This is a genomic window from Faecalibacterium sp. AF10-46 (assembly GCF_003604105.1).
GTDB classification, from domain to species: domain Bacteria; phylum Bacillota; class Clostridia; order Oscillospirales; family Ruminococcaceae; genus Faecalibacterium; species Faecalibacterium taiwanense.
Map to the genome: position 1 here is coordinate 387,492 of NZ_QVGY01000001.1, position 11,979 is coordinate 399,470.

The window sequence follows — 11,979 nt, forward strand, 5'->3', positions numbered from 1 at the left end:
TCCATGCATATCCTGATCTGTGACGACGATGCGGCGTTCGGCGCGCGCATGGCAGAATATGTCACTGTCTACTTTACCGCCCGCAGCGTGCAGGTGCACACCGCCGTCTGCACCAGCGCAGCCGAGGTGCTTGCAACGCCGGGGCTGGAGCTGTATCAGCTGGCGTTTCTGGACGTGGACATGCCCGGTGCAAACGGCATGGTGCTGGGCCGTCAGCTCAAGCAGAAGTGCCCCGGCCTGATGCTGGTGTATGTTTCGGCCTATCTGGAATTTGCGCTGGAAGGCTACACGGTGAACGCCTACCGCTACCTGCTCAAGCGGGACATTGCGCGCACCCTGCCCAAGTGTCTGGACGACCTGCTTGCCGCCCTGACCGACCAGCGCAAGACTCTGACGGTGCACCACAACCGCATCGAAACGGAAATTCCGCTGGATCAGATCTATTATCTGGAAAGCGACCTGCGCCAGATCAACGTCTACGGCGACATTGCCCGCCAGCCCATCTGCACCTACTACGGCAAGATCGCCGACCTGCCGCCCATGCTCTACGAGAACGGCTTTTTGCAGGTGAGCCGCAGCGATGTGGTGAACATGAAATATGTGCGCAGCATCCGCAGCTACCGCGCCCTGCTGAAAAACGGGGTGGAGCTGAGCGTGAGCCGCGCAGGCTATGCGGCCATCCAGAACGCATATCTGGAATGGAAGGGGCAGTATGGGGATGAGTGATGCATTTGCGGAAATGATGCTGGGGCATCTGGTGTGTCTGATTCAGTGCAACGCCTTTATTCTGGTAGAATGGGCCTATCTGGGCAGGGGAAAACTGCGCTGGCCGGTTCTGTGGGCAGAGCTGCTGTGTATGGGGGAGATGGGCCTGTCACTCGCAGCAGGAATGTCATTCTTCAATGTGCAGAGCGTCCTGCTCAATGTGCTGTACCTTTTTGTTACGGCGCAGCTGTTTGGCGGAAACTTTGCCGATAAGCTCACCGCCTGCCTGATCAACGGCACCATGTGCCTGCTGGTGGAGAACACGGTCAACTATACCTACTCCTGGTTCACAGGAGTGCGCACCGGCGAAGCATGGCAGCACCCCGGCTGCCTGATCGCGCTGTGCGCCGCGAACCTTATCGTGGGTGCAGCAGTTGCGCATTTCCTGTACAGCTGGAACCAGAAGTGTGCTCTGCAGCCGCTACAGGCGCTGGTGATGTCCTTTTTCCCCGGGGTGGCTGTGGTGCTGAACATCGTACTGATGGTCACAGGGACCCAGCAGCCCGCTACCCGGATGACCATGCTGCTCACCTTTGGCATGAGCGTGGCGGTGCTGGTGCATATCGCCATCGTGCAGATGTTCAACGATCAGGTGGTGCAGCGGCAGAACTCCCGCTACCGTGCTCAGCTGGAACAGCAGCGTGCCGAAGCCCTGCTGGATTCCTACACGGAGCAGCGCCGCCTGACCCACGAGTTCACCAACCACATGAGTGCTCTCAGCGCGCTGCTGGATCAGGACGACCTGAAGGGAGCCCGCACCTACCTTGCCAGCGTGAGCAAAACGGTGGCGGCGGGCACCACCATCATGGATACCCACAACCCGCTGCTGGATTCCATTCTGAGCAAAAAGTACGAAGAAGCGGCAAAAGTTGGCGTGAACATTTACTTTGACCTGTGCGATCTGAAGCGGATGCCCTTCGACAGCATGGATATGGTCATCGTGCTCTCCAACCTTCTGGACAACGCCATCCGCGCCGCAGCGCAGGCCCTGCCGCCGGAGGTGCATGTGCGCATCCGCAAAACGCCGGAAGAATATCTGATCTCGGTGCGCAACCGCGTGCAGGAAGACCTGCTGCTGGAGGAGGGCAAGCTGCCCGGCACCACCAAAAAGGAGAGCGGCCACGGCATGGGCCTTGCCAACGTGCAGGACGTGCTGCGCAAGTACGGTGCCGAGTACACCGTGAGCTGCCGCGACCGGTGGTTCCGGTTTACCTGCACCATCCCGTGCGCAGTTCATGACATGAGCACCGACAATTTATGACATGTTCTGTGCAACAGGCGCGCAACAATGCTATACTAGGGCCAGTAAAGGTGATCTCCTGCCGGGGCAGGGCGGATTTGCGGCCAAAGGAAAATTTGGTGAAGCTTTGCCCCCCTGTGCAGTGATCCGGGCAGCGGTGCGTGTTAAGCTGCTCTGTTTTCCCTTTGCTCTTCGCTGTGCAGTCCTTATGCGCTGCGCAGCTCATCTGGCGGGGCTTTCAACGGCGAACTTTGGGGTTTGCTGCTGATAAAGTCACTCGGTACGTCGCATTTCTGTCCGGCAGGTGCTGCTTGTGGGAATGGAGCATCTGCCGCACAGGACATTTGCGTCGGTGGGAGCACCGTCAGTTTTTTTTTATTGCAAAAAAAGAGCTGCTGTACGGCAAAATCGCCTGATACAGCAGCTCTTTTTCTGTGTCGTTATTCCGGCTTTACCTGCAGCTCCTGCTCGCAGTAGATGCAACGGTACTTGCCGTTGGAGCTCAGCTCAAAGATCTGGTCGCACTCTTCCTCAATGGAGGAGATGCAGCGGGGGTTCTTGCACCGCACGATGTTCACCAGACGCTTGGGAGGCTTGGGTTTTTCCTTGCGCACGGCCTTGCCGTTTTCAATGATGGTCACGCTGATGCCCGGGTCAAGGTAGGCCAGCACATCCAGGTTCAGCCAGGAAGCATCGCCCTCCACCTTGATGATGTCCTTGCGGCCGCTGGCGCTCTTGTTGCTGCGTGCATTCTGGATCAGCGCCACGCTGGCGGTGCGGTTGCCCGCAATGCCCAGCAGATCCATCAGGCCAATGGCGGTGCCTGCCTTGATGTGGTCGATCACGATGCCGTTCTGAATTTCATCGATGTTCAGCATATCAGTTTTCCTCCTTAGGTGCCTTGGGGTCGCGCAGGCCCAGCAGGGTCATGATCAGTGCCATACGCACATACACGCCGTTCTGCACCTGCTCAAAGTAGGCGGCGCGGGGATCGTCGTCCACGTCCAGTGCGATCTCGTTGACGCGGGGCAGGGGATGCAGCACAGCCATATCCGGCTTTGCAAGGCCCATCTTTTCCTTGGTGAGGATGTAGCTGTTCTTCAGGCGGATGTAGTCCTCCTCGTTGAAGAAGCGCTCCTTCTGCACGCGGGTCATGTACAGGATGTCCAGCTCCGACATGGATTCCTCCAGACTGCGGGTCTCCTTGTAGGGGATGCCGTTGGCCTCCAGCACGTCCTTTACGATGTAGTCCGGCACGCGCAGCTCTTCCGGGCTGATAAGCACGAACCGGATGTTCTTGCAGCGGGCCATGGTCTTGATGAGGGAGTGCACGGTGCGGCCGAATTTCAGGTCGCCGCACAGGCCGATGGTCAGGTCATCCAGCCGTCCCATGCGGCGGCGGATGGTCATGAGGTCCGTCAGGGTCTGGGTGGGGTGCTGGTGGCCGCCGTCGCCCGCGTTGATCACCGGGATGCGGGAGTAGCGGGAAGCGCGCAGCGGTGCGCCCTCTTTGGGGTGGCGCATGGCCACGATGTCCGCATAGCAGGACACCACGCGGATGGTGTCGGCAACGCTTTCGCCCTTGCTTGCGCTGGACACGTTCTCACTGGGAAAGCCCAGCACATGGCCGCCAAGGTTCAGCATGGCTGCCTCAAAGGAAAGGCGGGTGCGGGTGGAAGGCTCGTAGAACAGGGTAGCCAGCTTTTTATGCCGGGCCACCTCCTGATACGCGGCCGGGTCGTCATGGATGCGGTCGGCAAGGTCGAGCAGAGTGGAAATTTCCTGCTGGGTAAAATCCAACGGGTCGATCAGATGTCGCATGGGTACATACCTCCGTCAGTTTTTTGGTTTAGAGCAGCTTGCGTAAAATGGAAAAATCAAAGAAGTTCGTGTAGTAGCTCAGCGAACGCATCACCGGGCGGCACAAACGATTGAAACACACTTCGTCCAGCAGCAGCATGGCCTCGCCCGGAGCAAGGCGCATGGCGGAGCGGATGGCATCGTCGCCGCAGCTTGCCTTCAGGTGGGCGACGTTGGAGGAGATCTGCTGGTGGCACTCCCGTTCCAGAATATCGAACACGCCGCCGGTCAGGTCGATGCGGGTGTAGTCTCTGGCACCGAACAGTGCTCTGGGGAGGTAGTCGATGGAGTAGATCACCGGGGTGGTATCGGCCAGAATGCGCTTTTTGATGCAGATCACGTCGTCGCCCGGCTCAATTTCCAGATCGTGGGCCAGCTCTTCACCGGCACGGATGGGAAATACCTGAATGCCGTCGGCGTGGGGGTAGCTGCCAAAGCTGCGGATCAGCGGGTAGTATTCCAGCTTCTGGTCCAGCCGGCTGCGCAGGCCCAGCACAGCGCGGTTCACCACCGTGCCAATGCCGCGCACGCGCTCCACATAGCCTGCGCGCTCCATCTCGCTCAAAGCATCGCGGATGACGGTGCGGCTCACGCCCAGCTCAGCGGCAAGATCTACCTCGGCGGGCAGACGGTCGGCCCGGGCATAGCGCCCGGTGCGCAGCTCTTCCAGCAGACTGGCAACGATGCGGTCGCTGATCACAGCACCGCCCAATCGGTTGGAAGAGGTAAGTGCAGATTCCTTCATGGTTCGGTTCCTCCGTTCACGGGCAGGGGATGCTCCCCGCCGGGACTTGAAGCCTGCGCCGCACGGCACCTTTGTGACCACGCCATACGCCGCAGACCCCTTTATACTTTATTATAACATAAATTGACATTTATAAAAGCGGCATTTATACTGGAAACAGCGAAAAAGTATGATTTTATTTTGGAGGGAAACGCAAGATGGAAGTTTTTCTGCACAAGATCTGCGGCCAGCCGGTGCAGCCGCCGATGTCCATGCAGCTGCGCCGCTGCACGCCGGAGCAGGCCCCGGCGGTGTACGCCTTGCAGAACGAGGTGCGCGCCGCCATGCCGGACCCGGAGCAGTTCGTGCCGGACACGCTGGAAAACATCACGGCCTATGTCCGCAATGACCTGTGCATCGGCGCATGGCAGGGCAGCCGCCTTGGCGGGTATCTCATCGTGCGCTTCTGCGGGCGCAGCGCACACAACTATGCGGCCTTCATGGATGTGCCGCGCACCGAGTGGGAGCACTGGGCCAATGCGGACAGCGCCATCGTCCACGCAGACTTTCGCGGCAACGGCCTGCAACGGCTCATGCTGGAAGCAGCGCTGCCGCTTTTCCCGAAAAAAATCACCCATATCGGTGCTACCGTCAGCCCGCAGAACCAGTACAGCCTGCACAACGCCCTTGCGTCCGGTTTTGCCATCGTCTCCCGGCGGGAAATGTATGGCGGCCACGACCGCTACCTGCTGGCAAAGGAGCTGTAAAAAGTTGTAATTCGTCAAAAAGTATGTTAAACTAAAAATGCCACCCCGAAGGGTGGCGTTAAGGTGCTGTCTGCAAGCGCAGGTGGTCATGCTTCCTGCCCGTTATCGCTGCTCTTTCTACATAGAACGAAGCAGAGGTTCCGGGAGTGGAACTTTTTTGCAAAATGAAACTTCCCGGAGCCTTGAAGGCGAAGGGAGGGATATCCGGTGACTCTGTTGGAAACCCTCGCACTGCTCACCTTCATTCTCACACTGTTGGGTCTGATCGTGGACGTGATCCGTCTGGCCGTTGAGGTCATGGAAAAGTTTTACCAGCACAAAGCCAGTGGCAACAAAAAAGATTGACTGCCCAGCTACCAACTTGTACAGTCAATCTTTTTGGCTAAACGGGTAGGGAACTGACCATGCGGACAGTACCTTTTCTATTTATAATATAATGATTTTTGCAGGAATTGTCAATAACAATGTCCATTTGCCCTTTAGACTGCCTGCAAAGACCGCTCTTTGTTTTTCATCTTGTGCCGTACCACCAGCAGGCAGGCCAGATGCACGGCAGCCGTCAGCACCCAGCTGATGGGGTAGCTGATGTACAGCATGAACGGTGTGCGGTTCAGCTGGAAGATGGTGGCGATCCACACCAGCCGCAGCAGGCAGCTGCCCACAAGGCTCACCACCATGGGCAGCACGCTGTAGCCAAGGCCGCGCAGGCTGCTGGCCAGCGTATCCATGATGCCGCACAGCAGGTAGGTGCCGCAGATCACCCGCAAGCGTTCGTATCCGGCGGCGATCACCGCCGCATCCGAGGAGTAGAAGTGCAGCAGCTGGGTGCCTGCCAGCACCGCACCGCCGCCCAGCACCACGCCGGTCACGATGGCGCACAGCAGGCAGTTGAGGACAACACGGTTCAGGTTCTGGTACTTGCGCGCGCCCATGTTCTGACTGGTAAAGGTGACGGCAGCCTGCGAAAAGGCGTTCATGGCGGTATAGACGAAGCCCTCCAGATTGGCGGAGGCCGAACTGCCTGCCACCACCGTGGAACCAAAGGAGTTGATGGCCGACTGGATGACCACATTGGACAGGCTGAACACGGTGCTCTGCAGACCGGCAGGCAGGCCGATAAGCAAAATCTGCTTCAGGGCACCCATGTGGAAGCCCAGATGATGCAGATCCAGATGCAGCGCGCCCTCCTCCTTCATCAGCATCCGCGTCACCATGCAGGCAGAGACGGTCTGGCTGATGATGGTAGCCAGCGCCACGCCTGCCACGCTCATGGAAAAGCCAATGACGAACACAAGGTTCAGCACCACGTTGATGATGCCGGCTGCTGCCAGACAGTACAGCGGGCGCTTGGTGTCGCCCACGGCGCGCAGCAGCGCACTGCTGAAGTTGTAAAGCATGGTCATGGGCATCCCGATGAAATAAATTTTAAGGTACAGCGCAGAAAGGTCGATCACATCCTCCGGGCAGCTCATCAGCTCCAGCAGCCCCCGGGCTGCAAAGAACCCCACCACAGCCAGCAGCACGCCGCTGACAAGGCCCAGCGTCACCGAGGTCTGCACCGTGTCCTGCACGCCGCGGTCATCCTTTGCGCCAAAGCAGCGGGCCGCCACCACGTTTGCGCCCAGCGAAAGCCCTACGAACAGGTTCACCAGCAGGTTGATGAGGGAGCCGTTGGAGCCGACGGCGGCCAGTGCGGTGCTGCCCGCAAAGCGGCCCACGACCACTACGTCCGCAGCGTTGAACAGCAGCTGCAGAATGCTGGAAGCTGCCAGCGGGATGGAGAACAGGATGATCTTTTGCAGCATCGGGCCGCTGGTTAGGTCAGCGGTGCGGCTTGACTGTGCCATGGAATGAATGCCTCCTTTTTATGTTTCCTCTGAGAAGCCGTTTTCCGAAGCATTGCACACTGCTTGGGAGGACAGCATCTGAAATGTAAATTTTTCGTAAATAAAGGGAACCGAAGGCATATTATAACGCGCGGCGCAGAAAAATACAAGTGGCACCGCCGAAAAAAAAGACAGCTTTTTCCGGCAATGCCACAGGAAAACGGTTTTTCAGTTGGATTCAAGCACCTTCCAGTGCTCCGGTGCGGCAAAATCGCTCGTCTCGCCGTCATCGGTGTACATCCGGCAGCGGGCGCTGCCATTTTCGTCCGGGCAGGCCCACAGGGTCAGGCTGGTATCGTCCAGCTGGGCGGTGCAGCTGGCGGGTCTTGCCACCGGCACCGCATGGCCCGGGCGGATGAACAGCAGCACTTCGTCCAATGCGCAGCGGACGTAGTGGTGCCCGGCGGGCAGAAGCTCGGTGTCGTAGTCGTCCACACTGCGGATGCGGTAGAGCTTCATTGCTTCCGGCAGGTAGACATGCCGTCCGCTGGCGTTCTGGGTGTAGACGGGCGCTACCATCACACCCTCGCCCAGCAGCAGCTGGTCCTGCACCTCGCGGGCATCCGGGTCAGCAGGAAAATCAAAGCCCAAGGGCCGGAAGTAACTGGTATTTTCCAATGCCGCCTTCATGAAGGTACTATAAAGGTAGGGCAGCAGGGCATACCGCAGCCGGAGCATCTTCCGCAGGGCAGGCAGCATATCCGCAAAGCGGTAGTATTCCTGCATCCGGGAGCCGTCGGTGGCGTGGTTGCGCATCAGCGGCGTGAACAGGCCGAACTCCAGCCAGCGCAGAGCCAGATCAGGCGTAGTATCGTAGGAAAAACCGCACAGGTCGGCACCGGTATAAAGAAAGCCGCACAGTTGCACGTTGGGCATCATCTGGATATTGGCCAGAAGCTGTGCCCATGTGGAAGCGTTGTCACCCAGCCAGATGCCGCCGTAGCGGTGGCTGCCGATGAAGCTGGAACGGCTGTAGAGCAGCGTGCGTCTGCCGGGCCGCAGGCGGGCAAAGGCTTCGCCTGCCGCACGGGTCATATTGCCGCCGTAGAGGTTGTGCACCCTGTCATGGCGCACCCGCTGGCCGTCCACATCGTGATAGAAGCTGGCGTAGTCCTCCGGGGCGTTCATCAGGCCCAGCGCGCCGCCCACCACCTTACCAAAGAATTCATCCTGCACGATGTTGTCCTTCCGGCTCAGTTCGTCCATGCTCTCAAAGAAAGCCTTGAGCCGCTCGGGTGAGTAAAACAGCGCAGGCTCGTTCATGTCATTCCAGAAGCCCTCGATGCCGCAGTCGGTCAGTGCCTTGTACTGCCGGCCGAACCACTCCCGCACCTCCGGGCGCAGGAAGTCCGCAAAGTAAGCCTTGCCGGGCCACACCGCCGCCACAAAGGGGGTGCCGTCGGCTTTGGTGCAGAAGGAACCGTTTGCAAGGCCCTCGGCACAGACGGGGTTTTCCGGGTCGATGCGCACACCCGCATCGATGATGGGCACCAGCCGGATGCCCTGCGCTTTCAGTTCGGCGCTCAGGGCGGCAAGGTCCGGGAAGCGCTGCTTGTTTACGGTAAAATCCGCGTAGTCCTGCATGTAATCGATGTCCATGCAGATCATATCCAGCGGCAGATCGTTCTCTTTGTACTGGCGGGCCACCTCCCGCACGTCCGCAGCGGTCTTGTAGCCAAAGCGGCTCTGTGCCAGACCAAAGGCCCACTTGGGCGGGATATAGCTGCGGCCGATGAGCTGCCGGAACTGGCGGCTGATATCGTTCAGGTCGTCGCCGGTAATGATGTAAAGCTCATGATCCGGCTCTTCGGTGGCAAAGCGCAGGGCATCGTATTCGGTGTAGCCGATATCGTAACGCACTTTGCCCGGGAAATCGATGAACACACCAAAGCATTCACGGCCCGCACCGCCGTCAATGAGCAGAAAATTGTGCGCACCATAGTAGGAAAGCTTATCCTCGCTGTGGCGGGATTCGTCAGTGTTGTTGGTCACGTAGTGCCAGCCGCGCTTGTTGATGCCGCGGGGCATTTCGCCCAGACCGTACACGATGGCATCCGGAGCCATCCGGTAGGCCCAGCCGTCTTCTTCGGCTGTGAGGAAGGGCACCGGCCCGGCGGAAACTGGGATCTCCTGCACCACACTGTCGGTGGGCAGGGGCAGGCCAAAACGGAAACGCTGGATCATAGGGAACCTCCTTGTAGCATCCTTGCCCTCTCCGTCACGCCTTTCGGCGTGCTGCCTCTCCAAAAGTGAGAGGTTTTGCCAAAGGCCCCATCTCCGAGGGGGCTGTCGAGCGAAAGCGAGACTGGGGGAGTGGACTTCTCATTTTCTTTATCTTACCCCGGGCCACGCTGCAAAACAAGAGACAAAACCGGCACTTTTTTGCCACAAAACCGGCAGAACGCAGCCAAAGCATAAAAATATCGGCGGCAGGCGGCGGATGCAATTGCAAATTCCGGCCCATACTGTTATACTGGAACTGCTACTTTGAATCGGAAAATGGAGGAAACCCATGTATCGCAATGGAATCAAGCGCCTGCTGGCGGTGGTGCTGTCGCTGTGCGGCATGATCTGCCTGTCCTGGCTTTTTCTCATTCTGGCCGTCGCCATCAAGCTGGACTCGCCCGGCCCGGTGTTCTTCAAACAGAAGCGTGTGGGCATTGGCAAAAAGCACTTTTACATTTTAAAGTTCCGCACCATGCGCATCGACACGCCCCACGATATGCCCACCCATCTGCTGCACGACCCGGACCAGTATATCACCCGCATGGGTCATTTCCTGCGCAAGACCAGTCTGGACGAGCTGCCCCAGCTGTGGAACATCTTTGTAGGTGATATGGCGGTCATCGGCCCGCGGCCTGCTTTGTGGAACCAGTATGACCTGCTGGCAGAGCGCGACAAGTACCATGCAAACGATGTGCGCCCGGGCCTGACCGGCTGGGCACAGATCCACGGCCGCGACGAGCTGGAAATTGCCGAGAAGGCCAAGCTGGACGGCTGGTATGTGGAGCATCTGAGCTTTGGGCTGGATGTGAAATGCTTCTTCGGCACCATTGCCGCGGTGCTTAAGCACGACGGCGTGGTGGAGGGCGGCACCGGCACTCTGCACGAAGAGGAAAAGCGGGATCATTAAAAATGGCTCCGCTTTGCTCTGCCATTCTTAGCGGAAAAATATTTTTTATTTGCAGTTCTGAAAAATCTGCGGATTTTCCAGAACTGCTTTTTCACAGAAGGGGTCGTGAACAGAAACTGCATTTTGCCTCGCGAACTCGAAATCGCCATATCTCTTGATTTATCCCCGGAAAAGCGTATAATAAAACAGTACACAAGACGTCAAAGGAGGATTCCTGTATTATGGAACGCACCTATATCAACGAGGCTCAAAAGGCCATCGGCGGCACGGTCAAGGTGCAGGGCTTTATCGAGAACCTGCGCAACAGCAAGTATATGGCCTTTATCGTGCTGAAGGATATTACCGGCAAGCTGCAGATCACGGTGGAAAAGGAAGATCACCCCGATCTGGTGGATACCATCGATCAGCTCACCCCGGACTCCGTCATCACCGTCACCGGCAAGGTGGTGGAGAACGACTACGTCAAGATGGGCGGCGTGGAGATGATCCCCGAGAGCATCGAGATCGAGAGCATCGCCAACGCTCTGCCCATCGTCCGCAAGGAGATCGCAGCCACCAAGAAAAAGAAGGCTGTGGAGCGCTCCAGCATCGACCAGCGCATTGATTACCGCTGGATCGACCTGCGCACCGACGAGAACCAGCTCATGTTCAAGGCACAGAGCTGCTTTGTGAACGCCATGCGCAAGTTCCTGCTGGACCGTAACTTCATCGAGATCCACACCCCAAAGCTGATCGCTGCTGCCAGCGAGAGCGGCTCTGAGGTGTTCAAGGTGGACTACTTTGACCGCAACGCCTATCTGGCACAGAGCCCTCAGTTCTACAAGCAGATGGCCATGGCTGCAGGCTTTGAGCGCATCTTCGAGACCGGCCCTGTGTTCCGCGCCGAGAAGAGCTACACCAACAAGCACTCCACCGAGTTCTCCGGCTTCGATCTGGAGTTCAGCTACATCACTTCCTATAAAGACGTGATGAAGATGGAGGAAGAGCTGCTCACCGCCGGTCTGCAGGCCGTCAAGGACAACTACGGCGACCAGATCAAGGAGATGTTCGGGCAGGAAGTGATCGTTCCCACCACTCCGTTCCCGGTGGTCAAGCTGGCTGACCTGTACAAGGGTCTGGAAGAAGAGTTCGGCTACACCGTCGATGAGAGCGAGAAGGGCGACCTGACCACTGAGGCCGAGCGCCTGAGCTATGAGTGGGTGAAGAAGCATTACGGTCACGAGTTCCTCTTCATCACCGATTACTCTGCCGAGAAGCGTGCCTTCTACCACATGCGCGACGAGAACGGCGTGCCCCAGGGCTACGACCTGATCTGGCGTGGTGTCGAGATCACCACCGGCGCACAGCGTGAGCACCGCTACGAGGTGCTGAAGAAGCAGGCCGAGGAAAAGGGTCTGGCCGATGATGTCAAGTTCTATCTGGAGTTCTTCCAGTACGGCTGCCCGCCCCACGGTGGCTTCGGCATTGGCATCGACCGTCTGACCATGCTGCTGTGCGGCCTGACCATCAAGGACGCCGAGTTCCTGTTCCGCGGCCCCAACCGTCTGACCCCGTAATTGTAAAAATGCTTGTAAAGGCTCCTGTGCTGCTGGCATGGGAGCCTT

The 11,979-nt window shown here is 58.4% G+C and carries 11 protein-coding genes; 6 read left to right on the forward strand and 5 right to left on the reverse strand.

The window, feature by feature from the left end; genetic code table 11:
- The first annotated feature begins 3 nt into the window (after positions 1 to 3).
- A complete protein-coding gene (locus tag DWV57_RS01895) occupies positions 4 to 726 on the forward strand; it encodes a LytTR family DNA-binding domain-containing protein (RefSeq protein ID WP_120019750.1) in 723 nt (240 codons plus the stop codon).
- Positions 719 to 2,026, forward strand: a complete 1,308-nt coding sequence (locus DWV57_RS01900) for a sensor histidine kinase (RefSeq protein ID WP_120019751.1) — start codon at positions 719 to 721, stop codon at positions 2,024 to 2,026. Before DWV57_RS01895 ends, DWV57_RS01900 begins: the two co-directional genes overlap by 8 nt.
- Positions 2,027 to 2,445: 419 nt before the next feature.
- Here DWV57_RS01900 and DWV57_RS01905 read toward each other — a convergent pair whose 3' ends face one another.
- From DWV57_RS01905 to DWV57_RS01915, 3 genes are read right to left on the reverse strand one after another with little or no spacing between them, the layout of a single operon-like run.
- A complete protein-coding gene (locus DWV57_RS01905; protein ID WP_120019752.1) occupies positions 2,446 to 2,883 on the reverse strand; it encodes an aspartate carbamoyltransferase regulatory subunit in 438 nt (145 codons plus the stop codon).
- A 1-nt stretch (position 2,884) separates the two neighbouring features.
- Positions 2,885 to 3,826 (reverse strand): aspartate carbamoyltransferase, encoded by a 942-nt coding sequence (pyrB, locus tag DWV57_RS01910; protein WP_120019753.1) that lies wholly within the window; start codon positions 3,824 to 3,826, stop codon positions 2,885 to 2,887.
- A gap of 28 nt (positions 3,827 to 3,854) precedes the next feature.
- Positions 3,855 to 4,610, reverse strand: a complete 756-nt coding sequence (locus DWV57_RS01915; RefSeq protein ID WP_120019754.1) for a GntR family transcriptional regulator — start codon at positions 4,608 to 4,610, stop codon at positions 3,855 to 3,857.
- Positions 4,611 to 4,807: 197 nt separating this feature from the next.
- Between DWV57_RS01915 and DWV57_RS01920 the strand changes: the two genes are divergently transcribed.
- Entirely contained in the window at positions 4,808 to 5,356 is a 549-nt protein-coding gene (locus DWV57_RS01920; protein WP_120019755.1) for a GNAT family N-acetyltransferase, read from the forward strand.
- Positions 5,357 to 5,563: 207 nt separating this feature from the next.
- Complete coding sequence (locus tag DWV57_RS14385; protein WP_165853640.1) at positions 5,564 to 5,701, forward strand: hypothetical protein; 138 nt, start codon at positions 5,564 to 5,566, stop codon at positions 5,699 to 5,701.
- 134 nt (positions 5,702 to 5,835) lie between these two features.
- Here the strand turns inward: DWV57_RS14385 and DWV57_RS01925 are convergent, their stop codons facing one another.
- Positions 5,836 to 7,203 carry an MATE family efflux transporter gene (locus DWV57_RS01925; RefSeq protein ID WP_120019756.1) on the reverse strand — a complete coding sequence of 456 codons (1,368 nt, stop codon included), beginning with the start codon at positions 7,201 to 7,203 and terminating at the stop codon, positions 5,836 to 5,838.
- A gap of 207 nt (positions 7,204 to 7,410) precedes the next feature.
- Entirely contained in the window at positions 7,411 to 9,426 is a 2,016-nt protein-coding gene (locus DWV57_RS01930) for a TIM-barrel domain-containing protein (RefSeq protein WP_120019757.1), read from the reverse strand.
- Positions 9,427 to 9,754: 328 nt separating this feature from the next.
- Here DWV57_RS01930 and DWV57_RS01935 point away from each other — a divergent pair, with 328 nt between their 5' ends.
- Entirely contained in the window at positions 9,755 to 10,375 is a 621-nt protein-coding gene (locus DWV57_RS01935; protein WP_120019758.1) for a sugar transferase, read from the forward strand.
- Positions 10,376 to 10,596: 221 nt separating this feature from the next.
- Positions 10,597 to 11,931 carry an aspartate--tRNA(Asn) ligase gene (gene aspS, locus DWV57_RS01940; RefSeq protein WP_120019759.1) on the forward strand — a complete coding sequence of 445 codons (1,335 nt, stop codon included), beginning with the start codon at positions 10,597 to 10,599 and terminating at the stop codon, positions 11,929 to 11,931.
- Positions 11,932 to 11,979: the final 48 nt, after the last annotated feature.